This window comes from Neoroseomonas terrae, assembly GCF_018129025.1.
Taxonomy (GTDB): Bacteria; Pseudomonadota; Alphaproteobacteria; order Acetobacterales; family Acetobacteraceae; genus Neoroseomonas; species Neoroseomonas terrae.
In genome coordinates this window covers 115146-139828 of the sequence record NZ_JAAEDI010000007.1, presented here as the reverse complement: position 1 = coordinate 139828, position 24683 = coordinate 115146, and the positions used below count along the sequence as shown (strand labels likewise).

Annotated in this window: 25 protein-coding genes and 1 pseudogene; 12 read left to right on the top strand and 14 right to left on the bottom strand. The window is 70.2% G+C overall.

Annotation, left to right across the window (positions count from 1 at the left end):
- Window positions 1-20 precede the first annotated feature (20 nt).
- Both GXW78_RS08295 and GXW78_RS08290 read right to left on the bottom strand, forming a co-directional pair.
- Entirely contained in the window at window positions 21-920 is a 900-nt protein-coding gene (locus tag GXW78_RS08295) for a fumarylacetoacetate hydrolase family protein (RefSeq protein ID WP_211867777.1), read from the bottom strand.
- Window positions 917-1798: a TauD/TfdA dioxygenase family protein gene (locus GXW78_RS08290; protein ID WP_211867775.1), complete on the bottom strand. Its 882-nt coding sequence runs from the start codon at window positions 1796-1798 to the stop codon at window positions 917-919. The genes GXW78_RS08295 and GXW78_RS08290 overlap by 4 nt, the downstream gene beginning before the upstream one ends.
- Window positions 1799-1905: 107 nt before the next feature.
- Between GXW78_RS08290 and GXW78_RS08285 the strand changes: the two genes are divergently transcribed.
- Complete coding sequence (locus GXW78_RS08285) at window positions 1906-3156, top strand: NAD(P)/FAD-dependent oxidoreductase (protein ID WP_211867774.1); 1251 nt, start codon at window positions 1906-1908, stop codon at window positions 3154-3156.
- Between the two features lie 93 nt (window positions 3157-3249).
- Here GXW78_RS08285 and GXW78_RS08280 read toward each other — a convergent pair whose 3' ends face one another.
- From GXW78_RS08280 to GXW78_RS08270, 3 genes are read right to left on the bottom strand one after another with little or no spacing between them, the layout of a single operon-like run.
- Window positions 3250-3537: a hypothetical protein gene (locus tag GXW78_RS08280; RefSeq protein WP_211867772.1), complete on the bottom strand. Its 288-nt coding sequence runs from the start codon at window positions 3535-3537 to the stop codon at window positions 3250-3252.
- Between the two features lie 28 nt (window positions 3538-3565).
- Window positions 3566-4714 (bottom strand): iron-containing alcohol dehydrogenase, encoded by a 1149-nt coding sequence (locus GXW78_RS08275; RefSeq protein ID WP_211867770.1) that lies wholly within the window; start codon window positions 4712-4714, stop codon window positions 3566-3568.
- Window positions 4715-4768: 54 nt separating this feature from the next.
- Complete coding sequence (locus tag GXW78_RS08270) at window positions 4769-5881, bottom strand: LLM class flavin-dependent oxidoreductase (RefSeq protein ID WP_211867768.1); 1113 nt, start codon at window positions 5879-5881, stop codon at window positions 4769-4771.
- Between the two features lie 181 nt (window positions 5882-6062).
- Between GXW78_RS08270 and GXW78_RS08265 the strand changes: the two genes are divergently transcribed.
- On the top strand, window positions 6063-6512 hold the full coding sequence (locus GXW78_RS08265; protein WP_211867766.1) for a nuclear transport factor 2 family protein: 450 nt from the start codon (window positions 6063-6065) through the stop codon (window positions 6510-6512).
- A 39-nt stretch (window positions 6513-6551) separates the two neighbouring features.
- On the opposite strand, the gene GXW78_RS08260 is transcribed toward GXW78_RS08265, so the two are convergent.
- From GXW78_RS08260 to GXW78_RS08250, 3 genes are all read right to left on the bottom strand, one after another.
- Window positions 6552-7577, bottom strand: coding sequence for an amino acid ABC transporter substrate-binding protein (locus GXW78_RS08260; protein ID WP_211867763.1), 1026 nt, complete (start codon window positions 7575-7577; stop codon window positions 6552-6554).
- A gap of 139 nt (window positions 7578-7716) precedes the next feature.
- Entirely contained in the window at window positions 7717-8499 is a 783-nt protein-coding gene (locus GXW78_RS08255; protein ID WP_211867761.1) for an enoyl-CoA hydratase, read from the bottom strand.
- 19 nt (window positions 8500-8518) lie between these two features.
- Window positions 8519-9928, bottom strand: coding sequence for an amidase (locus tag GXW78_RS08250; RefSeq protein ID WP_211867759.1), 1410 nt, complete (start codon window positions 9926-9928; stop codon window positions 8519-8521).
- An 88-nt stretch (window positions 9929-10016) separates the two neighbouring features.
- Here GXW78_RS08250 and GXW78_RS08245 point away from each other — a divergent pair, with 88 nt between their 5' ends.
- The 5 genes from GXW78_RS08245 to GXW78_RS08225 all read left to right on the top strand — a co-directional run bounded on the left by GXW78_RS08245 (window position 10017) and on the right by GXW78_RS08225 (window position 13459).
- Entirely contained in the window at window positions 10017-10766 is a 750-nt protein-coding gene (locus GXW78_RS08245; protein ID WP_211867757.1) for an SDR family oxidoreductase, read from the top strand.
- 33 nt (window positions 10767-10799) lie between these two features.
- Window positions 10800-11336, top strand: a complete 537-nt coding sequence (locus tag GXW78_RS08240) for a DUF4329 domain-containing protein (RefSeq protein WP_211867755.1) — start codon at window positions 10800-10802, stop codon at window positions 11334-11336.
- A gap of 116 nt (window positions 11337-11452) precedes the next feature.
- Window positions 11453-12064, top strand: coding sequence for a glutathione S-transferase family protein (locus GXW78_RS08235; protein ID WP_246521968.1), 612 nt, complete (start codon window positions 11453-11455; stop codon window positions 12062-12064).
- Complete coding sequence (locus tag GXW78_RS08230) at window positions 12061-13182, top strand: NAD(P)/FAD-dependent oxidoreductase (protein WP_211867753.1); 1122 nt, start codon at window positions 12061-12063, stop codon at window positions 13180-13182. The genes GXW78_RS08235 and GXW78_RS08230 overlap by 4 nt, the downstream gene beginning before the upstream one ends.
- The gene (locus GXW78_RS08225) at window positions 13163-13459 is read left to right on the top strand and encodes a (2Fe-2S)-binding protein (protein ID WP_211867751.1); all 297 of its coding nucleotides are present in this window, start codon (window positions 13163-13165) and stop codon (window positions 13457-13459) included. Before GXW78_RS08230 ends, GXW78_RS08225 begins: the two co-directional genes overlap by 20 nt.
- A gap of 5 nt (window positions 13460-13464) precedes the next feature.
- Here the strand turns inward: GXW78_RS08225 and GXW78_RS08220 are convergent, their stop codons facing one another.
- Window positions 13465-13998 carry a hypothetical protein gene (locus GXW78_RS08220; RefSeq protein ID WP_211867749.1) on the bottom strand — a complete coding sequence of 178 codons (534 nt, stop codon included), beginning with the start codon at window positions 13996-13998 and terminating at the stop codon, window positions 13465-13467.
- A 74-nt stretch (window positions 13999-14072) separates the two neighbouring features.
- On the opposite strand from GXW78_RS08220, the gene GXW78_RS08215 reads away from it, so the two are divergent.
- The 3 genes from GXW78_RS08215 to GXW78_RS27870 are packed head-to-tail and all read left to right on the top strand — an operon-like array spanning window position 14073 to window position 17645.
- Window positions 14073-15449, top strand: a complete 1377-nt coding sequence (locus GXW78_RS08215; RefSeq protein ID WP_211867747.1) for an FAD/NAD(P)-dependent oxidoreductase — start codon at window positions 14073-14075, stop codon at window positions 15447-15449.
- 58 nt (window positions 15450-15507) lie between these two features.
- Complete coding sequence (locus tag GXW78_RS08210; protein ID WP_211867745.1) at window positions 15508-17052, top strand: L,D-transpeptidase family protein; 1545 nt, start codon at window positions 15508-15510, stop codon at window positions 17050-17052.
- 2 nt (window positions 17053-17054) lie between these two features.
- Complete coding sequence (locus tag GXW78_RS27870) at window positions 17055-17645, top strand: DUF882 domain-containing protein (RefSeq protein ID WP_246521983.1); 591 nt, start codon at window positions 17055-17057, stop codon at window positions 17643-17645.
- Between the two features lie 666 nt (window positions 17646-18311).
- On the opposite strand, the pseudogene GXW78_RS27865 reads toward GXW78_RS27870, so the two are convergent.
- The 5 genes and pseudogenes from GXW78_RS27865 to GXW78_RS08185 all read right to left on the bottom strand — a co-directional run.
- Window positions 18312-19397, bottom strand: a pseudogene (locus tag GXW78_RS27865) (recombinase family protein); the annotation flags it as partial.
- Complete coding sequence (locus tag GXW78_RS08200) at window positions 19394-20587, bottom strand: site-specific integrase (RefSeq protein WP_211867741.1); 1194 nt, start codon at window positions 20585-20587, stop codon at window positions 19394-19396. The gene GXW78_RS08200 and the pseudogene GXW78_RS27865, both read right to left, overlap by 4 nt.
- On the bottom strand, window positions 20584-22314 hold the full coding sequence (locus GXW78_RS28450) for a site-specific integrase (protein ID WP_211867739.1): 1731 nt from the start codon (window positions 22312-22314) through the stop codon (window positions 20584-20586). Before GXW78_RS28450 ends, GXW78_RS08200 begins: the two co-directional genes overlap by 4 nt.
- Before the next feature lie 146 nt (window positions 22315-22460).
- Window positions 22461-22670 (bottom strand): helix-turn-helix domain-containing protein, encoded by a 210-nt coding sequence (locus GXW78_RS28260; protein ID WP_211867737.1) that lies wholly within the window; start codon window positions 22668-22670, stop codon window positions 22461-22463.
- Entirely contained in the window at window positions 22667-22870 is a 204-nt protein-coding gene (locus GXW78_RS08185) for a hypothetical protein (protein ID WP_211867735.1), read from the bottom strand. The genes GXW78_RS28260 and GXW78_RS08185 overlap by 4 nt, the downstream gene beginning before the upstream one ends.
- A gap of 530 nt (window positions 22871-23400) precedes the next feature.
- Here GXW78_RS08185 and GXW78_RS08180 point away from each other — a divergent pair.
- Together GXW78_RS08180 and GXW78_RS08175 are read left to right on the top strand one after the other, a co-directional pair.
- Window positions 23401-24051 (top strand): hypothetical protein, encoded by a 651-nt coding sequence (locus tag GXW78_RS08180; protein ID WP_211867733.1) that lies wholly within the window; start codon window positions 23401-23403, stop codon window positions 24049-24051.
- Window positions 24052-24350: 299 nt separating this feature from the next.
- Window positions 24351-24608 carry a hypothetical protein gene (locus tag GXW78_RS08175; RefSeq protein WP_211867731.1) on the top strand — a complete coding sequence of 86 codons (258 nt, stop codon included), beginning with the start codon at window positions 24351-24353 and terminating at the stop codon, window positions 24606-24608.
- Window positions 24609-24683: the final 75 nt, after the last annotated feature.

Below are 24683 nucleotides of genomic sequence, written 5' to 3'. Positions count from 1 at the left end.
ATCGTCTCCCTGTTTCTTCGTTAGGCGATGCTGTGTTCGAGGACGCCGACGCGCTCGATCTCCATGCGTAGCCGGTCCCCCGGTCTCAGATAGCGCGGCGGGTCGCGGAAATGCCCGACCCCGGCCGGCGTGCCGGTCGCGATGATGTCGCCCGGTTCCAGCGTCATGTAGCGGCTGATGAAGGCGATCAGCGTCGCGACGGGGAAGATCAGGTCCCGTGTATTGCCGTGCTGCACGTCCTCGTCGTTCAGCCAGCAGCGCAGGTCGAGCGCCCAGGGCTCGCCCACCTCGTCGGCCGTCGCGAGGCAGGGGCCGATCGGGCAGAAGCCATCCATCCCCTTGGCGAAGGACGTCATCGCGAGCGGCACGTCGAACTGGAATTCCCGCGCGCTGACGTCGTCGAGCACCGTGTAGCCGGCGACATGATCCAGCGCGACGCCTTGCGACACGTTGCGCGCGCGCTTCCCGATAACGACGGCGAGCTCGATCTCCCAATCCGGCTTCTTCACGGCAGCTGGGATGGACACCGCGGCTCCCGGTCCGACCACCGAGGAGGTCGGCTTCATGAACACGCGCGGCAGTTCGAGCTTCGGTCCGCCCGCCTCCTTCGCATGGTCGGCGTAGTTGCGCCCGATGCCGAGGATCTTCCCCGGCGTCAGCGGCGCCAGCAGCCGCACGGACGCCACCGGCGCGCGCAGCGCGGCGTTCTCCGCCCGCGCGGCGAAGGCGAGCGCGCGGCCCGCCGCGACCATCGCCGCCTCGTCACCGATCAGCGCGACCATGTCGGCCGGGATCACGGCCTCCGCGGTGTCGGCCTCGCCTGCCGCCCGCATCGCCGCCGACAGAGCGGGCCGCAGCGCCACGACCTCATCCCCGATCAGCCCGCCGAGGACGGGCCCCTCGATCGTGACCAGCCTCATGCCGCGAGCGCCGCGTAGTCGAGATTGGCCATCACCTGCACGCGCAGGATGAAGCGCGGCTCATCGGGCCCGTAGTCGGCAACCGCGTTGTGCAGCGTGCCGATGTTGTCCCACATCAGCACGTCGCCTTCGTTCCATTCATGCTCGTAGAAGAACTTCTCCTGCGCCTGGTGGCGGAACAGGTAGTCGAGCAGCGCGTCGCTCTCCGCCCGGTCCATGCCCTCGACGAACATCGCGTAGCCGGAGTTGCAGTACAGCACCTTCCGCCCGGTGATCGGGTGCTGCCGCACCATGGGCTGGGAGACGGGCGGCTTCTTCGCCCGCTGTTCCGGCGTCAGCGGCCCACGGATCGAACCGGGCCGGATGCGCATCATGTCCCAGAACTTCGCGAAGTCATGGATCGCGGTGCGTCCCTCGATCCGCTGCTTCACCTCGGCGGGCAGGTCGTCATAGGCGGCATGCATGTTGCGGAACTGCGTGCAGCCGATCGGCTTGCCATCCCGTCGCGGCACGCGCTTCGCGTGCAGCACGTTGGCGAGCGCGATCTCCTTCGAATAGGACATGTCCGTGTGCCAGCCCTGGCCGGCATCCGACAGGCCGAGCGGCTTGCCGGCAGCGTCCTTCATGTTGGACAGGTGCATCACCTCCGGATGCCCCTCGGCGTGGAACAGGTTGGCGACGTTCACTTCCAGCTCGCCGAAGCGGCTGCCGAAGCCGGACAGCGCCGGGGCGTCCAGGTCCTGCCCCGGGAAGCACAGGACGCCGTACTGGCCGAGCGCGCGCAGCACGGTTCTGAAATCCTCGGGCGACAGCGCGCGCGACAGGTCGATGCCCTCCACGCGGGCGCCCAACCCGGCATTGTTCGGGGTGATCCTCATCGGAACGTTCCTCGTCTTGATTGGCGCCAAGGGTGCGATGCGGGCCGGCCTCCGTCAACGCGGGGGCGGGCTTCCGCGCGGGCCGCAGCCGGGGCAGCATGCCGGCCATGGAATCTGCATTGGAATCGCCGCGCATCGTCGTGATCGGCGGCGGCATCGTCGGGCTCTGCGTGGCCTGGCACCTGGCGAAGCGCGGGCTGAAGCCGCTGGTGCTGGATGCGCAGAAGCCGGGCGCGGCGTCCTCCGGCAATGCCGGCGCGATCAGCCACGGTTCGGTTGCGCCGCTCGCCATGCCCGGCATCCTGAAGCAGGTGCCGGGGATGATGATGGACCCGAAGGGCGCGCTCCACATCCCGGTGCGCTACTGGCTGAAGGCCGCGCCCTGGCTGCTGCGCTTCGTGGCGTCCGCGCGGACGGAGAAGGTGGAGGCCGCGGCCGATGCGCTCGCCGCGCTGTTCTTCGGCACGCTCGACCGCCACAAGGAAATCCTCGCGGCCGAGGGCGCGCCGGAGCTGATCCGCGAGGCCGGGCAGCTCTATCTCTATCGCGACGATGCCCAGATGGCGAAGGACAAGGCCGGCCTCGACCTGCGCCGCCGCCACGGGTTGCAGATCGAGGTGCTGGACCGTGCGGCACTCGCCGCGCTCGAGCCCGCCGTCTCGCCGGTCTATACCCGCGCCGCCTATCTGCGCGACCATGGGTCGAGCGTGAACCCGGCCCGCTTTGCCGAGGTGGTCGCCCGCGGCGTCCAGCGCCAGGGCGGCGAGGTCCGTGCCGCCGAGGTCCGCGCGCTGCGCACCGACGGCCGCCGCGTCACCGGCGTGGAAACGGCCGACGGCTTCATCCCGTCCGACCAGGTCGTGCTCGCCGCCGGCGCCTGGTCTGCGCGCCTGCTCGCGCCGCTCGGCCTGAAGGTGCCGCTGGAGACCCAGCGCGGCTACCACATGATGCTGCCTGATCCCGGCGTCATGCCGGGCCGCGTGCTGTCGCCCGCCGACCGCAAGGTGTTCATCTCGCCGATGGAGGAGGGGCTGCGCGTCGCCGGTTCGGTCGAGATCGCCGGCCTCGACGCGCCGCCGAACGAGGCGCGCGCGGAACTGCTGCTCGGCGACCTGAAGGCGGTGTTCCCGGACGTGAACACAAGCGGCGCGAAAAGCTGGATGGGCCACCGCCCCTGCCTGCCGGACAGCCTGCCGGTGGTCGGCCCGCTGCGCGACTGGCAGGGCATCTGGTGCGCCTTCGGCCATGGCCATCTCGGCCTGACGGGCTCGGCGCCGACCGGCGCGCTGCTCGGTGCCGCGATCGCGGGGGAGCGCCCCAACTTCGACTTCGCACCCTTCGCGGCGGAGCGCTTCTAGACCGCGAAGACCGCCGGGCCGGTGACGCGCAGCACCGGCGGATCGGCATCGCCGGCGGCGGCGGCGCCTTAGGCCGGGATGCCCGTCACCCGTTCAACTCCGGGGAAGCTGCCACGCGACCAGCATGGCGATCGCCGCCGGCACCGCGAAGTTCACCAGCAGGATCGGCAGCTCCTGCATGACGGTGTAGCCGGCCCGCGTCACGCCAACCCACATGTTGACCAGCGCCACCACGAGCCACGCCGCGACGAAGGCCTGCGCGCCGGTCGCCGACCCGGCGAGCCCATGCCCCCACAGCCAGCCGAACAGCACGAACACGCCCAGCAGCAGCACCCCGCCGAGCATAACCAGCACCATGTGCATCGCGCGCCGTCTCCTCATGCCGCCGCGCAACGATACAGGCCGGCGGTTACGCCGCCAGATGCAGAATGGCTTCCAGGTCGGCCGCACCGCCGATCCGGCGGGGATTGGTCGCGATCGGCGCATCCCCCGTCCAGCGCGCAGCAAGGCCGGGGATCTCGGCTTTCGTGATGCCTTGTTCCGATAGCCGGGTGGGCAGGCCGAGCCCGCGCACGAAGGCCTCGATCGCCGGCCCGGCCTCCTCGCCGCCGAAGATGTGCGCGAGCTCCCGCTGCCGACGCTCATTCACCGGCGCGTTCCAGCGCATGACCGCATGCAGCATCAGGCAGGAAGTGATGCCGTGCGGCACCCCGCGCGCGGCGCCCAGGATGTAGCCGAGCCCATGGCTTGCCCCCACCGGCACGCCAGCCCATCCGCCCATCACCGACAGCCAGGCGGCCTGCTGGCACGCCCCGCGCGCCGCGAGGTCCCGCGGATCGCGATGCGCCCGCGGCAGGTTCTCCGCCAGCATGACCATCGCCTGGCGGGAGACGGCGTCGGAGAAGGGCAGGGGCTCCGTCGAGCACCAGCGCTCCGCCGCATGGTCCAGTGCGCGGATGCCGGAGGACAGGAACAGCGCTGCCGGCGTCTCCAGCGTCGCTGCCGGGTCGAGCAGCACGGCGCGCGGCACCATCCACGGATCCAGCGCGCGATACTTCCACCCGGCCGCGAGATCGGTGTAGCCCGCATGTGGCGCGAACTCCGCGGCCGAGAGCGTGGTCGGCACGGCGACCAGCCGCGGCGCCGGCGCCGCGCCATCCCAGAAGCCCGGCGCCGCACCCCGGGAGGCGGCCGCCGCGATCAGCGACCCTGCCTCGGCGATACCCCGCCACACCGCCATGCACGCGACCTTGGAGCCATCGATCACAGACCCACCGCCAAGCGCCACGACGAGGTCCGCCTCGGCGTCGCGCAGCAAGGCGGCGAGGGCGAGTACGTCCTCGACGGGGCTGTGCGCGCGCATGGCGGAGAAGACGCCTGCCAGGCGGGGGCCGATCGCCGCCTTGGCGGACGCGGCCAGCGCGCCATCCGCAAGCGAGCGTGTCGTGACCAGCACGACCCGACCGGCGTCCTCCACCTCGCGCGGCAGCACCTGGGCGAGCGGTGCGCCGTGATGGACGCGGCCCTGGGCGGGCCATTGGTGCAGGCTGGCGGTCATCGCATCCTCCGATCCCCGGCGCGAAGGATGCGGCGATGGCCGTTGCCCGGCAACCTACTGCGCGGCGGCGAGCGACGCCCCGCGCGGTGGCACGAGATGCTTCAGCTTCGGCGCCACCTCGGTCTGCAACAGACCGAGCGATGTCTTCCACGCCTCCGGGTTCTCGACATAGTCGAAGCCGAAGACGAGCAACTGACCGAAGCCGCCGACCTCGTGGTAGATGCGCTCGATCTTCTCGGCGACCGTCTTCGGGCTGCCGACGATCCAGTTGTGCGTTGCGCAGTATTCCACCGTCACGTCGGAATCCGGCACCGATGGATCGTGCTTCAGGTAGTCCTTGAAGCCGAACTGCGCGAGCAGGTCGAGAAAGTATTCCCCCATCATCCGGCCCATGTGGGAGCCGACCGACAGGCGCCAGGCCTCCTCATCCGTTTCCGCGACGAAGATCTCGCGTACCAGCCGCCAGTCGCCGCGCCATGGCGTCCGGCCGGATTTCTTCGCGCCGATCTCGACGCTGTCCCAGTGGGAGGCGACATAGGCCGGGTTCAGGTTCAGCGAGAGCGGCAGGAAGCCCTTCTCGCCGGCCAGCTTCAGCGTGTCGGAGTTCTTCGACAGACCGGCGACGCCGATCGGCGGATGCGGCGCCTGCAAGGGTTTGATGTGCGGCTTCAGGAAGCCGAACATCGTGTCCGGCTTGTCGACCTTCCAGTACCTGCCCTCGTGATGCCAGGGTCCGTCCTCGGTCCACAGGCGCAGGATGATGTCCAGCGCCTCCCGCGTCATGTCGCGGTTCTGGCCGGACATGCCATCGACGTTGAACATCGCCCAGTCGGAGGGCAGGCCGGAGGCGGCGACGCCGAAGTTCAGCCGTCCTTCCGACAGGTGGTCGAGCATGGCGACGCGGTTCGCCAGCTCGGCGGGGTGGTGGTAGGGCAGCAGGAAGCCGCCCGGGCCGATGCGCAGCCGCTTCGTCTGCATCAGCGCCTGCGCGACGAGCAGGTCCGGCGCGGGATGGGGTTCCCAGGGGGCGGTATGGTGTTCGCCGATCCAGGCCTCGGCGAAGCCCATCTCATCCAGCCAGCGCAGGACCTGCAGATCCCAGTCGTGCCCCGCCTTCAGGTCGCGTTCGGGCGGGTGGGACGGCATGGCGAAGTAGCCGAATTCCATCGGTCGCTTCCTCCGATCCGGTTGCTCCGGTTGGGCCGATGATCCGCCTGCGCAGCGGGCATGCGCAACGGAAAAGCGAGTACCCCCTGGCTGATACCCGTCGACGCTGTGCGATCCGACCGTTACGGTGCCGTTGCGTGCAAGAACGCATGCCGGGACACAAGAACTTGGGAGGAACCCCATGACTTCAGGAAGCCGTCGTGACGTCCTTGCCGGCGCCGCCGTGCTCGCCGGCGTTGCCCTCGCTGCAGGCGAGGCCGCCGCCCAGGACCAGGCCGCCGTGGCGCAGGCCGTGGATGCGCTGACCAAAGCGATGCTGGAGGTGGATCGGGAAAAGTTGCTGGCGCTGACTGCCGCGCAGCTCAGCTACGGCCATTCCGCCGGCCGCATCGAGAACCGCCAGCAATTCGTGGATTATCTCGTCTCGCGCGCCAGCGCCTTCCGCAAGATCGAGCTGAGCGAGCAGACCATCGGCATGGTGGGCAACACCGCGATCGTCCGGCACCTGTTCGTCGGCGAGACGGAGACGCCGCAGGGGCAGGTTTCGCCCGTGCGCATCGGTGTGCTGCAGGTCTGGCAGAAGCCGGGCAGCGACTGGCAGCTGCTGGCACGGCAGGCGTATCGGTTGTGAGGAAGGCGGAGAGGGGCGGCGCCCCTCTCCAACTCCCGTTCAGCGCATCGGCCAGGAATACATCAGGCCGCCATTGGTCCACAGGCGGTTAAGCCCGCGGTCGAGCCCGATCGGCGTATTCGGGCCGAGGGTCCGCTCGAACAGCTCGCCGTAGTTCCCGATCGCGCGGATCGCGTTGTACGCCCACGCCGGATCGAGCTTCAGCGCATTGCCCAGCAGCGGGTCGGCGCCAAGAAGGCGGCGGACTTCCGGGTTCGTGCTGGTGCGGCGCATCTCCTCGGCGTTCGCCGCCGTCACGCCAAGCTCCTCGGCATTGATCAGCGCCGAGATCGTCCAGCGGATCACGTCGAACCATTCCTGGTCGTCGCGGCGCACCACCGGGCCGTAGGGCTCCTTCGAGAAGCGCTCAGGCAGGATCACGTAGTCGTTCGGGTTGGTGAACTGGCTGCGAAGTGCTGCGAGCTGCGTCGCATCGGTGCCGATCGCGTCGCAACGGCCAGCCTGCAGGGAGGCCGCGTTGTCCTGCATCCGCTCCTGCAGCACGGGGGTGAAGCTCAGGTTGTTGGTGCGGAAATAGTCGGTCGTCACCAGCTCGTTCGTCGTGCCGGGCGAGAGGCAGATGGTCATGCCATCCATCTCGCGCGGGTTGGTGATGTTGGCATCGCGCCGCACCATGAAGCCGTGGCCGTCATAGAGGTTCGCGATGGTCAGCCGCAGCCCCAGCGTGGTGTCGCGCGTCATCGACAGCGTGGTCTGGCGGATCAGCACGTCGATCTCGCCCGACTGAAGCGCGGTGAAGCGCTGCACCGCGGTCAGCGGCACGAAGCGCACCTTGTTCGGGTCGCCGAGCACGGCGGCGGCGACGGCGCGGCACAGGTCCGCATCCATGCCGCGCCACACGCCCTGGCTGTCCGGCAGCGAGAAGCCCGCCACGCCGACATTCACGCCGCAGGCGAGGACGCCGCGGCTGCGCACGCCATCGAGTGTCGCGCCGGCCATGGCGGGTGCGCTGAAGGCGATTCCCAATCCGGCGGCCACTGCCGCCATCCAGCCCGTGAGTCTCATGATGAATCCCTTTCTGTCCCGCGTGGCCGCGCCGACCAACGGAGGCGCGGTCCGCGCCGCGCCCAGTCGCTCCCGCCGCGGTGATCCGCGTCGATGCTTCCTCCCACCCCGCGCCGGCGGGTGCAAGGGCGGAGGCGTGCTACTCTGCCGCGAGGAAGCGGCTGAAGTCCGGCTTGCGCTTCTCCTGGAAGGCGGCGACGGCTTCCGCCGCCTCCGGCCCCCGCAGCAGCGCGCCGAACAGTGAGAACTCCTCGACCATGTGGGTCGTCAGCCGCGTCTCCTCGGCCTGGCGCAGCAGGCGCTTGGTGGCCGCCAAGGCGGTAGGCGGCTTGGTGGCAAGCTTCCGTGCGGCGCCTTCCGCCACGGTGAACAGGTCGGCGAGCGGCACGACGGCATTGGCAATGCCGGCGCGCAGCGCGGTCTCGGGCGTGAAGGCCTCGCCCAGCATCAGCAGTTCATTGGCGAGCAACTGCCCCGCGCGCTGGGGTACGACCAGCGAGGACCCGCCCTCCGGGCACAGCCCCAGATCGACGAAGGGCATGCGGAACACCGCCGTATCGGCAGCGTAGACCAGGTCACAATGCAGCAGCAGCGTGGTGCCGATGCCGATCGCATAGCCCGCCACGGCGGCCACGACCGGCTTCGGGCAGGCGCGCAGCGCCGCCAGGAACTCCCGCGCCGGCGACGGCACCTCGGCCTGCTGTTCCCCGCGCGCCTTGAAGTCGGCGACATCGTTGCCCGAGGTGAAGCAGGCATCGCCGCCGGTGATGAACACCACGCGCACACCGGGCGCCGTTGCCGCGTCCCGCAGCGCGTCCGCCATGGCGCCGTACATCGCGCGCGTCAGCGCGTTCTTCTTCTCCGGCCGGTCGATGCGGATGGTCCGCAGCCCCTCCGCGTCGGTGACGACGATCCCGCTCATGGCACCCTCCCTTGGTCGTTCAGACCATGATCGGCGGAACCGCCCCGGCGATCCAGCGGCCGATGGCCGTCGCGCGCTCATCCTGGTGCACCTGGCCGCTGACGGCCAGCGCGACCGGCATGCCGTCCACCGCCATGATCGGCACGGTCACGACCGGGCAGCCCAGGCAGGAACTCGCCGTGTTCATCGCCGGATTGCCAGTGGTGTGGGTGATGCCCCTGATCGTGCCGTCCGTGCTGCCCAACACCGGCGCCGGGCCGGTGGCGGCCAGGCCGATGAAGGCATCCACCTCGCCGGCCAGCGCCGCCTGGGCGCGGCGCATTTCCTCTCGCCGCAGCAGATGCATGCGGTAATCAGCCAACGTCACCGAGTTTCCGACCTTGAACCGCGCCTTGAGGCTGTCACTGAGCTTCGAGGCGTCCTGCCGCATCAGGTTCGCGACCGACCATCCCGATTCATACGCAACGACTTCCCGCGACATCTCCATGGCCGTGGACGCGCGCTGCTCGAAGGCTTCCAGCAGCGGGTGGTCGCCGCGCCGCAGCACCGTCACGCCCGCGGCGCGCAGCGCGTCCAGCGCCTGTTCGAATGCAGCGATCGCGCCGGGATGCGCGGCCGCCCAGCCTTCGGTCTCCAGCACCGCCAGGCGGCGCGGCTTGAACGCGGGCGGGGCGGTCTCGCCGGTCCAGAACAGGCCGGGCGCGCCGGGGTCGCCGCCGACGCGCTTCGCGATCTCCACGGCGACGGCCCACATGTCCTCCGGGCAGCCGGCATGCACGCCCACGGTGGACTGGCTGTAGCCTTGGCGTTCACCGCGGTTCAGCGCGCCCTGCGACACCTTCAGCGCCCAGTTCGCATTGAAGGAGGCCGGACGCACCACGCTGCCCACCACCTGCGACCCGATGGCGACCGGCAGCATGCCCGCGCTGATCACGGCGGCGGAGCCGGAGGATGACCCACCCGGGGTGCGCCGAAGGTCGAAGGGGTGGCGCGTCGGCCCGGGATGCGACATGCCGAGTTCGGTCGTCACCGTCTTGCCCACGATCACCGCGCCGGCGGCGCGCAGCGCCTGCACCATCGCGGAATCACGGTTCGGACGGTTCCCCTTGTAGAGTTCGCAGCCCATCTCGGTGGGCATGTCGTGCGTCTCGTAGAGATCCTTGATGCCGATCGGCAGGCCGTCGATGGGCGACAGCGGTACGCCGGCGCGATGCCGCGCGGTTGATTCATCCGCGGCCGCTCGTGCGCCTTCAGCGTTCAGATGCGCGAAGGCCATCACCTCCGGCTCCCGGGCCGCGATGGTCTCGAGGCAACGTTCCAGATAGGCCCGCGGCGTGTCTTCACCGGACAGGAAGCGCGGCACCGCATCGTGGAAGGTCAGCGGACGGAAGGTTACGGGCGAATAGGTCTGCGGGGCGGGCAAGTCCATTGGCGGTCTCCTCGGCTCGCGCCATGCTCGCTTGCGCGGATACGTCCGGCAAGGCTGAGATGCCGCACAACAACCGGAGGGACATCCCATGGCGCGGCGCGTGATGATGGTGACGGGCGGTTCGCGGGGCATCGGCGCGGCCACCGCGCTGATGGCCGCCGGGCGCGGCTACGACCTGCTGCTGACCTACCGCAACGCGGTGGAGCGCGCCGATGCCACCAAGCGGGCGTGCGAGGAAGCCGGCGCGCGCGTCGTTCTGGTGCAGGGGGATGCGGGGGCCGAGAGTGACATCCTCGCCGCCTTCAACCGGTGCGACGAAGCCTTCGGCACGCTCGACGTGCTGGTGAACAATGCGGGCATCACCGGACCGAAGCGGCTGCTTGCCGACACGACGCTGGAAGACTGGACATCCGTCTTCACACCCAACGTCATCGGCGTCGCGCTGCATTGCCGCGAAGCCGTGCGCCGCATGTCCACGAAGCGCGGCGGCAAGGGCGGTGCGATCGTCAATGTCTCCTCGCGCGCTTCGGAGATCGGCTCCGGCGGCGAATGGATCCACTACGCGGCGAGCAAGGGCGCGGTCGATACGCTGACCATCGGCCTCGCGCGCGAAGTCGCTGCCGAAGGCATCCGCGTCAACGCCGTGAATCCCGGCCTGATCGAGACGGAGATCCACGCGGCGTCCGGCCAGCCCGACCGGCTGGCGCGCCTCACCCCCGGCGTGCCGATGGGTCGCTCGGGCAAGGCGGAGGAGGTCTCTGAAGCAGTTCTTTTCCTTTCCGGAACCGCATCGTCATACATCACCGGCACCTGCCTGCCGATCGGCGGCGGGCGGTGAGCCGGCCCTCCGCGGCCGGCGGAGGGACAGGACATGAGCGACGCACCCGGCCAACCCAAGCTGACGACGGTCGAGGGCATCCGCATCGAAGCCGCGGCCTATCACATGCTGTCGCGCGCCATCGGCGTCTCGAAGACCGAGGGCATCGAGTATGGCGGCGTGATCTATCGCAACGAGACGACGAAGCAGATCCACGCCACCGGCCCCATCAAGGGGGAACCGGTCACGGTCGATGTCGGCCAGCACAAGATCAACCTCGGCCTCGGCGACAACCTGAAGCCGCTCGCCTGGTATCATACGCATCCGCTGTATGAGCTCGAGAACATCCAGTTCAACAACGAGCCGGCGAAGCTCGAATGGGACAAGTTCATCGGCGGCGACAAGGAGATCTCCGACTACCGGCAGATCATGGGCTATGTCGCCACACGCGATGGCCGCTTCTGGCGCTACGACCCGCCGCCCGAGGTGCAGGACAGCAACTACGGCCCCGGCAGCTGGGGCGTGGTGAACTTCCCGCGGATGCGTACGGGCGCGAAGGAGGTTATGCCGCCCAGCCAGACAGCGTGGTAGGCGCGCCGGGCTGCCAGCCCGGCGTTAGCACCGGCTTGCGCGCCGCGCGGAACTCGTCCACCGCCGCGGTGAGGGGAGGGATGACGCCGCGCCGCGCCGCCCCTAACCTGTGCGCCATGGCAACCGTCTACGGCATGACCCCCTCCGGTAATTGCTGGAAGGTCGCGCAGATCCTGCGCCTGACCGGCCAACCCTTCCGTTGGGTCGAGGTCGACACCAATGGCGGCGAGACCCGCCGCCCTGATTTCCTCCGCCGCAACCCCTTCGGCAAGGTGCCGGTGCTGGAACTCGACGATGGCACCGTGCTGGTCGAATCCAACGCCATCCTGACGCATGTCGCGGAGGGCACGCCGTGGCTGCCCGCGCCGGGCCTGCCGCGCACCCGCGTGATGGAATGGCTGTTCTTCGAGCAGTACAGCCACGAGCCCTACATCGCCGTCGCGCGCAATATCCGCGCCTATCAGGGCACGGCGGCGGAGAACGCCGAACGCCTCGCCCGCTGTGACGAGGGCGGTGCTCGTGCGCTGGATGCGATGGAACATCGCCTCGGCGTGCATGACTGGCTGACCGATGCCGGGCCGACCGTCGCGGACCTCGCGCTGTTCGCCTACACGCATGTCGCCGATGAGGGCGGCTTCGACCTCGCGCGCTGGCCCGGCGTCTCGGCCTGGATCGCGCGGCTTGCCGCTCTGCCGGGCATCGTCACCCTGCCGCGCCGCGCCGCATGAGCGCGCGCGCCTTCGACGCCATCGTCGTCGGCGGCGGGCTGGTCGGTGCGGCGATCGCGCATGGCCTGCGCGGCCAGGGCCTCGACACGGCGCTGCTGGACGAGGGCGACATCGCCTTCCGTGCGAGCCGCGGCAATTTCGGCCTGGTCTGGGTGCAGTCGAAGGGCCTCGGCGCGCCTTGGTACCAACGCTGGACGCGCAACTCGGCCGCCGCCTGGCCGGATCTCGCGCAGGACCTGACAGGCCGCACCGGCATCGAGCTGGCACTCCAGCAGCCCGGCGGCATCGCCCTCTGCCTCTCGGAAGCCGAGTTTGAGGACCGGGCGCGCCGCATGGAGCAGATGCGTGCCGAGGCGGGCAATTTCGGCTTCGACTTCCGCATGATCCGCGCGCCGGAACTGCGCGACATGCTGCCGGGCCTAGGTCCTTCCGTCGTCGGCGGCTCCTTCACGCCCTATGACGGCCATGTCAGCCCGCTCGCCTTGCTGCAATCGCTGCATCGCGCCTTCACCGAGGCAGGCGGCGCCTACATCCCGAACGCGAAGGTCACGGGCGGCACTGCGGCGCCGAACGACTTCCGCGTGGAGACCGCCGCCGGCGTTTTCGCCGCGCCGCGCATCGTGCTCGCCGCGGGCCTCGGCAACGCGGCACTCGCGCCGGTCTTCGGGCTCAATGCGCCGGTACGACCGCAGAAGGGCCAGGTGCTCGTCACCGAGCGCGCCCGCACCATCCTGCCGATGCCGACCACCAGCATCCGCCAGACCGGTGAGGGCAGCATCATGCTCGGCGAGAGCCAGGAGGAGGCCGGCTTCGACCTCAGCCAGCAGCCGCCGGTGATGGCGGCGATAGCCCAGCGCGCCGTCCGGTCCTTTCCCTGGATCGCCGAACTCAACATTGTCCGGGCCTGGTCGGCGCTGCGCGTCATGGCGCCTGACGGCCTGCCGATCTACGACCAGTCCGACCGCTTCCCCGGCGCCTTCACCGCGAATTGCCATTCCGGCGTCACGCTCGCCGGCGCCCATGCGCGGGTGCTGGCCCCGATGATCGCCGCCGGTGCACTCGATCCTGTCCTCGACCCGTTCTCCGCAAGGCGCTTCGATGTTCAGAACGCGGCCTGATGCCCGCCCCGCCACGGTCGAGGTCCTGGTCGAAGGCGACCCCGTGCTGGTGCCCGAAGGTGCGTCGGCGGCTGCCGCCTTCCTGCTCGCCGGCCATGTCGCGATCCGCGAGACGCCCGTCACCGGCGCGCCGCGCGGTCCGCTCTGCCTGATGGGCGTCTGCTTCGACTGCCTCGCCGAGATCGATGGCGTCGCGAACCGCCAGGCCTGCATGGTGACGGTCGCCCCGGGCATGCGCATCGCGCGCCAGCACGGCGCACGGGCGGCGCGGCCATGACCGCGTCAGAGGCTGTTCGGAGCGTCGGGCATCGGCGCGCGTCTCCAGGCGGATTCCAGGCCGCCCGGCCGGAACCACTTCCCGGCGAGCACCGCCAGCACGACGAACGCCACCAGCACCGCACCCTGCGCGATGGCGAAGGGCGGTTCGCCCTGGGTCGGCGCCAGCGCATGCGCCGCCGGTACCTTCAGGAACACCTGCACCACCGCGACGAAGGCATCGAGATAGGTCGCCAGCACCACGCACAGCACGTAGGTGATTCGCCACCCGCCACGGTACCCGTAGAGGTATCGCCCCAGCAGCGCCGCCGCGAGGGCGATGAGCGAGACCATGCCGAAGACGTGCGAGGGCAGCACGCGGTCCACCGGGAAGAGGAAGCCGGTGACGCTGGTCAGGATCGCGCTTGCCATGAACAGCGCGGTCATGGCGGGCATGGTGGCATTCCTTGCCATGCCGAGCACCACCACGATCCCCGCCGCCAACGCGACGAGGCTGATGACGGTATGGAAACCGAGCAGAGTCGTGACGTCGAAGGTCATGGCGGGCGTTCCGGCAGCGCGATGACAGCCTGCCCCCTCGCGATCGCGTGCGCAATGACCATGAGCAACCGCATATGACCGTTGACCTCGCCATCGTCGGCGCCGGTCCGGCCGGCATGGCGGCCGCGGTGGAAGCCCGCGCCCTGGGGCTGTCCGTGCTGGTGGCGGACGAGAACGCGGCCCCCGGCGGCCAGGTCTTCCGCGCGGCAGAGGCGGCCGCCGATGACCCCGCCGTCGCGCCCGATATCGCCCCGGGCCTGCCGCTGATCGATGCCTTCCGCCACTGCGGCGCGGCGTACCGGCCTGCCACGACCTTGTGGCACCTGGACCCGGCCGACGGCGTGCTCAGCCTTTCCTCTGCCGGCGCGGCCGAGACCATCGCCGCCCGACGCATCATCCTCGCTACCGGCGCGCAGGAGCGGCCCGTGCCGATCCCGGGTTGGACGCTGCCCGGGGTGATGGGCGCGGGCGCGGCGCAGATCCTTCTCAAATCCGCCGGCGCCGTGCCGGCCGGCCAGATCGTGCTCGCCGGGCAGGGGCCGCTCGTCTGGCTGCTGGCGGTGCAGCTCGCGCGTGCCGGCGCACCGCCCCTGGTGCTCGAGACGCGGCGCGGCGGCGTCGCGGCCTCGCTGATCCGTGCGGCCGGGGGGCTTTGGGCCGGGCGGCGCATGCTCGCCAAGGGCCTGTCCCTGATGGCCGAGGCGCGTCGCGCCGGCCTTCGCATCGTCCCGGCCGTCCGTGGCCTGCGTGCCGAAGGCAACGGCCGCGTCGAGCGCGTCGCCTGGGACGGCGGCAGCGCCCCCTGCGACACGCTGCTGCTGCATGAGGGCGTGATCCCGGCCACGCAGATCTCCCGTGCCATCGGGTTGGACCACGACTGGGACGCGGCGCAGAGCTGCTGGCGGCCGGTCACCGGACCCTTCGGCGCCACCGCGCTGGACCGCGTCGCGCTGGCCGGCGACGGTGCTGGCATCGGCGGCTGGGAAGCGGCCGCCGCCGCCGGCCGCCTCGCCGGACTCGACGCCGCGCGTCGGCTCGGCGCGATCGCGGAGGACGCCTTCGCCGCCCGCGCGGCCGCCCCACTCGCCGCGCGAGCCACTGCCCTGGCGCTGCGGCCCTTCCTCGATGCGGTCTACGCTCCGGCACGCGACCTGCTGACCCCCACCGACGACACCATCGCCTGCCGCTGCGAGGAAGTGACGGCCGGCGCCGTGCGTGCCGCTGCGCGACTCGGCGCCACCGGCCCGAACCAGCTCAAGGCTTATCTCCGCTGCGGCATGGGTCCATGCCAGGGCCGGATCTGCGCGCCGACCGTCGCCGCGCTGATCGCGGAGACACGCGGCCTGCCGCCCGATGCCGTCCCGCCGCTGCGGCCCCGGGCGCCGTACAAGCCGCTCAGCGTCGGGCTGCTCGCCGCAACTGCGGAATCATTGCAACACAGGTCGGAATAACGCGCTGCAACTGCATCGCTTCATTGGCTTTCATACGTCAGGAGGTTACGCAACAGACATGCGCGCTCTGCTGATACTGCCGCTGCTCGCGGCGACTGCCCTCGTCCCGCCGACCGGTCCGGCCCTCGCTTCCGGCACCGATCCCACGGCAATGACCGCGGTGAACGCCTCCCAGGCCGCCATCCAGCGCCTGGCCGACCGCCTCGCGCGGCTGGAGGAGGACGGGCTGGACCCGCGCCACTACGCCGTGCCGGCGCCGGAGCTCGCCGCCACCGACCCCGCCGCCTACCGTGCCGGGACGCTTCGCTCGGCCCAGGCCGCGCTGTCCGACCTGCTGCTCGGCCGGGTGAATGGCCTCCGCGGCCGCGTCGACCTGCGGCGCGACCCGGCGGCCGCGAACCTGCCGGCCTGGACCGCCGAACTCGCCGCCGCGGCCGAGCCCGCCCAGGTGATCGATCGCGCCGCCGACCTTCCGCCCGATGCCCGGGCCATCAAGGCGGTGCTCGCCCAGTATCGCGCGGGTGTGGCGGCCGGGGGCTGGCCGCGCATCACCGGCGACACACGCCGCACTCTGGAACCCGGCAGCACCGATGCCGAGCGGGTGCCGCAGCTCCGCGCGCGCCTCGCCGCCACCGACCGGGCCGTGACCGACCTGACGACGCCCGTCTATGACGAGGCGCTGCTGGACGCGGTGAAGCGCTTCCAGGCTTCCGAGGGCCTCGAGACCGACGGCCGCGTCGGCACCATCACCTGGACGGCGCTGAACGTGCCCATCGAGGCCAAGCTGAACCAGCTGCGCGTCGCGCTTGACATGCGCCGCGGCCAGGGCCCGCGCCAGACCGAGCGCCGCATCGAGGTCAACGTCCCCTTCTACCGGCTGCAGCTGCTGGAAGGGGACCGCGCCGTGCTCGACATGGCGGTGATCGTCGGCCGCCGTGACCGGCAGACGCCGATGCTGAACGTCCGCATGACCTCGGTGCAGTTCAACCCGCCCTGGGGCGTGCCCGAGCGCAACGCGCGTGAGGACCTGCTGCCGCGCTTCCAGCGCAACCCCGCCGCCATGCGGGCCGGCGGCTATCGCCTGTTCCAGCGGGTCGAGGGAGAGTCGATCGAGATCGACCCCGAAACGGTGGATTTCAGCGCCTACAGCCGCAACAACTTCCCGTACTTCATCCGGCAGGATGCCGGGGAGCGGAACGCGCTCGGCAACATCAAGTTCGTGATGCCAAACAATGATGCGATCTTCATGCACGATACGCCGGACCGGCATCTGTTCACCCGCGGCGCACGGGCCTTCTCCTCTGGCTGCATCCGGCTCGAACGGCCCATGGAGTTGCTTTCCGCCGCACTCTCGGGCACGTCGTGGGACGGGGCGCAGGTGAATCGCGTCCTGGCCAGCCGTGCCACCCGCAGCGCGCCGCTCGCGCGCTCCATCCCGGTGCGGCTGTTCTACAGCACCGTCATCGTGGATGGAGGCCAAGTGATCATGCGACCCGACGTCTATGGCCTGGATGCCGACTACGCCCGTGCCCTCGACCGCGCGACCAGCCAGCGCGTCGCTTCCGCGGAAGGGGGGGCAACACGCGGCACGGGGGCGCGCTGAGCATGGCGCGCCTGTTTCACCGTTTCGACTGTCCCTGCTGCGACCCGGCTACTGCGAAGCGGCGAGAACTGATCCGCGCCGGGATCGGCGGGCTGCTCGCCCTGGCCGTCACGCCGGCCGCCGCCGCTGCCCAGGCCGCCCGCGGCGCCGCCGCGCGCAGCATCAGCATCCGTCGCGTGCAGACCGGCGAATCCTTCAGCGGCGTCTACTGGCGCGACGGTCGCTATGACCGGGAGTCGCTGCGCCGCCTGGACGTGGTGTTCCGCGACCCTTCCATGGACGAGACGACGCCCATGGACCCGCGCCTGTTCGACGTGCTGTTCACCGTCGCCGACCGGCTCGACGCGGATGGCTTCTACGAGGTGATCAGCGGCTACCGCGCGCCCGAAACCAACGCCTCGCGCGCGCGCCAATCGCGCCGCGTCTCCCGCGTGTCGCTGCATATGTCGGGCATGGCGGCGGATGTGCGGCTGCCGGGACGGCAGGCGATGGGCATCGCCCGTACCGCGGCCGACATGCAGATCGGGGGCGTCGGCCTCTATCGCCGCGACGGGTTCGTCCATCTCGACTGCGGCCCGGCGCGGCGCTGGTGATTCGAACGGCGTCACGCGCCTGACGCCAGCCCGCCTCGGCCGGATGGGCGCGGAGGCGGCCCGTCGTCCCGCTTGCAGGTAGTGAAGATCGGAGGGGCGCCGCCCCCTCATAGTCCCCTTTACCGAACCGTTGGATACGGCGTTGATGAGACTGCGGCTAGTCTCATCGGCGCCGTTGGCGAAGGCCCCGCCGGCCTGGAGCATGGCCATGAGGTGCCCGACCAGTTCGATGCCGGGCGGGTCGTCCGGCCCGTCGCCGGGGATGATGACGACCTTGTCGATCAAAGCGCGCGCCGCTTCCAGCACCTCCTGGCCCTTCCCGGCCTGGAGCCCTGATTGCAACTGGGCGACCTTCGCGGCGTAGACCTGCGCGAGGTTCGGCATCAGGGCCGGCGGCGAGGCCGGCTCAGCGGACGCCATCGCTGCCAATTCGTCGCGGCGGGCCTCGAGGTCGGACAGCTTCGTCATGACCCCGGCGGCCTTGAGCCCGTCGGAGATCGCCTCGACCAGGTTCTCGATCTTGCGCTCGACGGCCTGGAGTTCGCGCCGGCGCGTGTCCGCGCCCGCGGAGGCTTCGGCCGACAGGCGGTTCCATTCCGCGATGAACGCCTTGCAGAACGCCTCGACCAGATCCGGCCGCATGAGGCGCCGGGCCAGCGCGTCGAGCACCCGCGCCTCGAGCGTCGAGCGGCGGACCGTCTGGCGGTTGGGACAGCCCTGCCCAGCGCGGGCCGCCGGGCACGCCAGATAGTCCTGCCCCACCGCCGAGAACGCCTTCCCGCAGCAGCCGCAGAACACCTTGCCGCTGAGCAGATGCTTCGGCCGCCGCTGGTCCCAGAAGGAGTTGCCCCGGTTCTGCTCGACGGGCGACGCCTCCTCGGCGAGGCGATCCTGGGCCCGCTGCCAGAGTTCGTCGTCAATGATCCGCAGGGTCGGCACCGGCGTCTCGACCATGGCCTCCTTGGGATGGATGCGCCTGACCCAACCACCACGGACGGGATCGCGTCGGCGGCTGGTCCGGTTCCAGACCTGGACCCCGGCATAGAGCGGGTTGCGCAACAGGCCATTCTCCCGCCCCGGCCGGCCGCGGATCGTCCAGTCATGCCAGGGCCGGCCCTCGGGGCCAGGAACACCCTCGGCGTTGAGCGCGCGGGCGATGGCCAGCGGGCTGGCACCGCCGACATAGTCGCGAAAGATCCGCCGCACGACGACCGCGCAGGCCTCATCAACCTCGCGCAGCCCGCGCACCGGCTCGCCATCCGGGCCGAACTGGCGAACGGCGCGATAGCCATAGGCCAACCGGCCGGTCCCGAACCCCTGCCGCGCGCGACCTTCCAAACCGCGATGGGTCTTTTGCGCGAGGTCCTTGAGATACAGCGCCCCCATGGTGCCCTTGAGCCCGACATGGAGCTCAGAGATCTCGCCCTCGGCCAGGGTAATGACCTGGACGCCTGCAAAGACGGTCAGCTTGTGAAAGGCCGCGACATGCTCGAGGTCGCGGGAGAACCGATCGAGGCTTTCCGCCAGGATGATGTCGGCCTGACCATCGCGGATGGCCGCGAGCAGGGACTGATAGCCCGGGCGGACCGTCGTCGCCCCCGAGATGGCGGCATCGGCATGGGTGCCGACGATCAGCCAGCCCTCACGCTCGGCACGGACCGTGCAGACCCGCAACTGATCCTCGATCGAGGCCTCGCGCTGATTGTCGGTGGAGTAGCGCGCGTAGACCAAACAGCGCCGTGCGACGGTCATGGATCAGTCCTCCGACGGGGCGGTGCGCCGACGAGCGCGCGGGGGCGCGACAACGATCGGGCCTTGGCACGCGCCGCCTTGCGCATGGCGTCGATCACCCTGTGATGGTGATCCAGGGCGACCTGCTGGGACGCGATGATGTAGCTGCGCTCGGTGGTGCGCGTATTGCCGTGGCCCAGCAGGGCGCTGGCGTAGCGGCCATGCTTCGGGTCCAGAGCGGCCTGCGTCGTCGCCAGGCAATCCCGGAACAGGTGCGGATTCAGGGCATGGCCAAAGCGCAGCCGGGTGTGGCGGGCGAGCGCCTTCTGCACACCCGCAGGGGTCAGCGGCGATCCTCCCTGGCCGACCCAGAGCCGCGCACCGGGCGGCCTGGCATACCGGCCGCAACCCCCCGGCGCTGGCGCGGCCACCAGGATGGGCCGCACCGTGGAGAGATAGCGGTCGAGGTGCGACACCAGGCTCGCGGGCCAATCAGTCTCATGCGCCTGATGGGTCTTCATCTCGCTCGCTGGGAAGTACAGCGTGGCGCGGCCATGCGCGATCCGCAGGTGGCGCCCCAACTCGATCGACAGCAGGTTCTTGACCCGCAGTGCGATCGTCGCCTGGACCGCGATGATCAGACCGTCCCGATAATCCCGCGCCGCGGCGACGCGCTGCCGGTCGGGCAACTGGGGTGCCTCCGCTTCGGGACGCTCGAGGGCCTCGTCAGCCTGCGCCATCAGGGCGAGTCCGTGGTTGAACAGGTCGGTGGCCGGCACCACCCGCGCCTCCTTGTTGCGGACCGGACGCGCCCGGCGTCGGGCGCGACGCTGGACGGCACGCAGCCAGGACCAGTCCTGCTCGGGGAACAGCGCGACCACCACCATGCACATCACGCCCAGCACGCTGGCGACGGTGACCGGCGCGCGGTCCTGCTGCAGGTAAGCGACATAGGCGTGCACGCGATCGGGCGTCAGCCGCGCCGACGGCTCCTCCCGCGACAACTCCACCCCCTGATCCGCCGACCAGCGCAGCCACCGGCCATAGGCGCCGAGCGCGCTGCGCTCCGTCGCGGCGCGCCACGTCGTGGCGTGGCCGTCCTTCTGGAGAAAGTCCCCCTGGCGATGGGCGGCCGCCCAGGCCGCGCGATCGGCCGCGGGCCAGGACGCCAGCGGCAACGCCGCGTGCGCGCGGGACCGAAGGGCGCTCACGACGCGATCTTCCGGCGCTTCGGCTGGCGGGGCTTGGCGCCGCCATCCACCCGATGGCGGTCCAGTAACTCGCCGTAGGATTCCACCGCCCGCGACTGCTCGAGGCCGGTGTAGTAGGCCATCGTGGTGGCCAGATTGCTGTGCCCGAGCAGCCGCTGCACCAGACCATGCGCATCCGGATTGTCCTTCAGCACCATCCAGCCGGCGAGCGCCCGGAAACAATGCGGGGTGAGCGTGACGCCGCAGCGGATCTCGATGGCCTTGCGGATCTGCGAGCGCAGGCCATCATCCGACTTCATCCCCTGGGCCGTCGCGCCGGGGAACAGCCAGTCGCCCGAACCGGTCGCCAGGCAGGGGCGGTAGGCCTTGATGTACAGATCGATGGTCCGGCTCACCGTGGCCGGCAGGATGCCCGCATAGGGCTTGCCGTTCTTGGTCTCGGCACCCGGGATGGAGATCGCGATCCGGCCGCCGTCCCGGCTCACGAGGTGCGTGCCGAGACGGAGGCCACGCAGATTCCCATGGCGGATCGGCGTGTACAGCAGCACCAGCAGCACCACCGCGGTCTGGACCTGCTGTGCCAGGATCTCGCTGGGCGGGCCGACCTGGCGGGCCTCGCGGATGAGCAGGTCGGGCAGCGCGAGCAGGGCGGCCAGGCGGTCGGGATTGTCCGCCACGGCGCGCAGACGCGTCTTGGTACGCTCGGACATGCCCTGTCCGCTGGGGCGCAGCTTCTTCACCATCCCCTGGAGCACGTCGAGATCCGAGCGGGGACGCTTGACCCAGTGTCGTGCGATCATCAGCACGACGCCGGCCATCTGGAAGGTGTGCGGCGTCGCGCGCTTGCCCACACGTTCCCAGATGTAGCGCAGCCCCAACTGCGCCATGCTCGGCGCGGTCACCGCGGCGAGGTCGGGCAGGTCTTCCGGCGGCACACCCTGCTGCACCAGGGCGCCGAGGAGGAGCTGCACCTGCTTGCGCCGGGTGCGGATCGAGCCGGGCTTGAGGGACGTGAAGTCCCGCTCGAGGAACGGGTCATCGGCGCCGAGCCACGCGCACCAGGCCTCCACATCGCGCTGCAAGCTCTCCGGATATCGCTCCCAGGGCAGCGAATAGACGTCGCGATTGTCGGGCACCTCCAGCCGTTGCTGCGGCCACGCCTCGTGGGCCTCGGCCGCCATGTTCCAGTACCGGGCCGCGTCGCGGGCGGCGCGATCGGGCTCGGTGACGAGGCTCCGCTCCGTGAGATCCAGCCGATAGCGGACGATCACACCGTCATCGACCATGTCCGGCTCGATGCCGTTGTGGGTGGCCCAGCGCGCGAAGCGCCAGAGGTTGAAATGCCGGTGCGCACCCGCCTCCAGCATCCCGAGGACGGCGCGCCAGGCCGCCGACGGCGCGAGGTTCAGCCGCCCCGGCACGGCGACGACGCCGGCATATTCGAGGGCGCTGCCGGTCGCCGAGAGGATGTTGCGCCACCGGCCGGGCTTGTGGCCGGCCATGGCGGGGGTGAGATGGGCGACCTGCGGGCGCAGGGTCTTGGGGTCCGCGGCGATCATCTCGGCGGGCTGCCCGATGGCCTTGGCGAGGCTGCTAACCGCCGAGGCCATGTCGCGCCGGCGGCTGGCGGGCAGCGCGAGGTCCGCCTGGATGCGGGCGCGGACTTCCCCGAGGGTGGGGTGGGTGCGAGGATGGTCCGCGCTCTCCGAGTGGACAGAAGTGGACACGTCGGGATCCTTTGTATCCTTAGTGTGGCGGGATAGACAAACGTGACTGCGTCTTCCGTGTAGCGTAGTGGATATCGCGTCCTACGCAGTCACGATGGCCGCCAATGTTGAGGAACTACATGGACTCTAGTGGACTCGACGGCTGCCTAGCGGCAGCCGGCCATGTAGGTCTGCAGGTCCTCCTCGCTGATGCGGAGGCAGCGGCCGACGCGCAGCGGCTTGAGATGGCCGGCCTGGATCAGGCGACGGACGGTGCGCTCGCAGACGTCCAGGCGCTCGGCGATGGCCGCGACGCTCAGCAGGCACGACGTGGAATGACGCCCGGCCCGGCGGGACGAGGTGATGGTGGTGCTCACGGGTAAGGCTCCGAGGTTCTGGGTTGGGTGGCCTCACCCCACGCGTCTGCGGCCGCCTGCCGCGCCAGGGCGCGGACCAGGTCGATCAGCAGGGCGTTCTGCGCAGACGCGTCGTCGCGATCCGGCCGGGCGGCGGACGCAGCAGCGCGTTCGTCGTCGGGCGAATCGTGGTAGACTCGGTCTGGCAGGGGCTCGGCCATAGGCCCATTGCAGCGTCACGACCTTCGGGCCGGCGCGGGAATCGCTCAGCTGGGCAGGTTGGAGCGTGCGAGCCCCGGTGGACCAGTTGAAAGGCTCCGCGAGCGATGGCGCATTGAGGCTGCCGGCCCACCTGGTGAGAGGGTCCAATGCGCGCGGTGCTGTCGTCCGAACTGTCTTCGCAGCCCGTGATCCTCTGCGTTGACGGCCGCCAATGCGACGTCCATTTCAATCACAAGCTGCAGTGCCGCGGCATTCGAGTCGGTGTCAGCCCTGACGGTCAACCCGTCGGTCCATGGTGACGGATTCTGTTGACCTCAGGCAGTTCCCGGTGATATCCGCCCGCCCCTCGCCGCAATCGAGTGGCGATCCGAGCTCTGAAGGAGGGCCGCTGGTGAATGTCGCTGCTGCTCTCCGCGCGCTTCCGCACAACACATTCGCGGGCCTCTGAGCTGCACCCAAGAGACCGAACGCTGCCGTAGCCCGGCCGCGTCAGACGCTGGACCTTTCCCACCGCGCGGAGCGGCTGACGATGCCGCTGCTCGGCGTCTTCGGGAAAGGACTGTCCCGCATCTTCGTCGTCAGGATCGCCACCATGGAAGTCACTCTCAAGCGGGCCGCCGATCTGGCCCGCGCCGCATTGGATGCGGCGAATGAATTCAACCTCGAGCCGAAGGCGTCCATCTCTATTCACGCCCCTGATCCGGTCGCCGCGGCGGGACGCGCGATGCAGGCCTTCGATGACGCGATGGAGAAGTTCGAGGCCCTGCTGGCTGCGCACTACGCCATCCGTGGCCGGATCGGCGCCGCCAATGCTCAGAGCGGCCTTGACGACCTGCTGACCCGCCGGGCACGGCTGGAGGCGATCGAGAAGAAGCTCACGGTCGTCACCGAGAAGGCCGGCAAGGGGCAGGACGCGGCCGAGACACTTGCCATCATGGTTTCGGACATCACCATGTCGAAGCAGCGCGTCGCCTCGGGCCATGACCTCTATGGCAGCGAGACCGTCTCGCTGCCCTTGGTGGACACGCTCCGGTACGAGCATATCGCCGAGAAGAAGGCGGCGGCTCGTCGGGAGCGCGCTGACATCGCCGATGCGGTGGCGGCTATCAATCTCAACACGCGGATCGTCCTCGATCCGGTGACCGTTGAGACGCTGAAGGAAGCACGAATCGCGTCCTGACGAGCTTGCCCGGCGGCCCTTCCAGTTTGGGCGTACGTCGGTGCAGGGCGGTGGAGAAGCCAAAGCTAGCGGAAGGAACGGCGATCGGCCGTCTCCAACATCGACCGGCAAGGAGCTTGCCCGGCTCCTGCGGTGGCTACCTCGTTGTTCCCGGCATGCCTTGATGGCAGGGCGTGTTGATTGTTCCCGGAGTTCCGAGGGTTGTCCTTTGCCAGTTGTGGCTTGCGCGTTGTCGATTGTTGTCCGCGAAGCCGGCTTCTCCACCTGTTGGATATTTTTGGCGGCCTAAGGCGCTGCCGGTGACGGCGCGTGCGCAAATCGCCGACTACCTCGACATGCCCGAGGGCCTGCTGTGGCAGCCCTGGGAGCGGAGCCTGGTCAGCATCGTGGCGGGGACGGACGACCTGCGCGGCCCGACCCGACCGCTCCATACCCGGAACGTGCCGGTGTTCCGGGATGACGGGGTCATTCGGCTCCGGGGCCAAAAAGACACGCTGCGGGAGGTCGCATCCAGAGACGCGCGGCTCGCAACCTTGGTGGCCGCGCGATTTCCGTAGCGTACTTGTCGCGCTCATTCGGCCAGGTCAGTAGCGCCCGGCTCCCCGCGAACAACCCTAACTCCCTATCGCGAA

Bases quoted from the DNA above. Each gene is read 5' to 3' on its own strand.
- GXW78_RS08290 (WP_211867775.1), bottom strand. From the start codon at position 1,798: ATGAGGATCACCCCGAACAATGCCGGGTTGGGCGCCCGCGTGGAGGGC.
- GXW78_RS08180 (WP_211867733.1), top strand. From the start codon at position 23,401: ATGCCGCTGCTCGGCGTCTTCGGGAAAGGACTGTCCCGCATCTTCGTC.
- GXW78_RS08240 (WP_211867755.1), top strand. From the start codon at position 10,800: ATGAGCGACGCACCCGGCCAACCCAAGCTGACGACGGTCGAGGGCATC.
- GXW78_RS08210 (WP_211867745.1), top strand. From the start codon at position 15,508: ATGCGCGCTCTGCTGATACTGCCGCTGCTCGCGGCGACTGCCCTCGTC.
- GXW78_RS08295 (WP_211867777.1), bottom strand. From the start codon at position 920: ATGAGGCTGGTCACGATCGAGGGGCCCGTCCTCGGCGGGCTGATCGGG.
- GXW78_RS08230 (WP_211867753.1), top strand. From the start codon at position 12,061: ATGAGCGCGCGCGCCTTCGACGCCATCGTCGTCGGCGGCGGGCTGGTC.
- GXW78_RS08280 (WP_211867772.1), bottom strand. From the start codon at position 3,537: ATGAGGAGACGGCGCGCGATGCACATGGTGCTGGTTATGCTCGGCGGG.
- GXW78_RS27870 (WP_246521983.1), top strand. From the start codon at position 17,055: ATGGCGCGCCTGTTTCACCGTTTCGACTGTCCCTGCTGCGACCCGGCT.
- GXW78_RS08285 (WP_211867774.1), top strand. From the start codon at position 1,906: ATGGAATCTGCATTGGAATCGCCGCGCATCGTCGTGATCGGCGGCGGC.
- GXW78_RS08250 (WP_211867759.1), bottom strand. From the start codon at position 9,928: ATGGACTTGCCCGCCCCGCAGACCTATTCGCCCGTAACCTTCCGTCCG.
- GXW78_RS08245 (WP_211867757.1), top strand. From the start codon at position 10,017: ATGGCGCGGCGCGTGATGATGGTGACGGGCGGTTCGCGGGGCATCGGC.
- GXW78_RS08235 (WP_246521968.1), top strand. From the start codon at position 11,453: ATGGCAACCGTCTACGGCATGACCCCCTCCGGTAATTGCTGGAAGGTC.
- GXW78_RS08220 (WP_211867749.1), bottom strand. From the start codon at position 13,998: ATGACCTTCGACGTCACGACTCTGCTCGGTTTCCATACCGTCATCAGC.
- GXW78_RS08225 (WP_211867751.1), top strand. From the start codon at position 13,163: ATGTTCAGAACGCGGCCTGATGCCCGCCCCGCCACGGTCGAGGTCCTG.
- GXW78_RS08275 (WP_211867770.1), bottom strand. From the start codon at position 4,714: ATGACCGCCAGCCTGCACCAATGGCCCGCCCAGGGCCGCGTCCATCAC.
- GXW78_RS08270 (WP_211867768.1), bottom strand. From the start codon at position 5,881: ATGGAATTCGGCTACTTCGCCATGCCGTCCCACCCGCCCGAACGCGAC.
- GXW78_RS08265 (WP_211867766.1), top strand. From the start codon at position 6,063: ATGACTTCAGGAAGCCGTCGTGACGTCCTTGCCGGCGCCGCCGTGCTC.
- GXW78_RS08260 (WP_211867763.1), bottom strand. From the start codon at position 7,577: ATGAGACTCACGGGCTGGATGGCGGCAGTGGCCGCCGGATTGGGAATC.
- GXW78_RS08255 (WP_211867761.1), bottom strand. From the start codon at position 8,499: ATGAGCGGGATCGTCGTCACCGACGCGGAGGGGCTGCGGACCATCCGC.
- GXW78_RS08215 (WP_211867747.1), top strand. From the start codon at position 14,073: ATGACCGTTGACCTCGCCATCGTCGGCGCCGGTCCGGCCGGCATGGCG.
- GXW78_RS08185 (WP_211867735.1), bottom strand. From the start codon at position 22,870: ATGGCCGAGCCCCTGCCAGACCGAGTCTACCACGATTCGCCCGACGAC.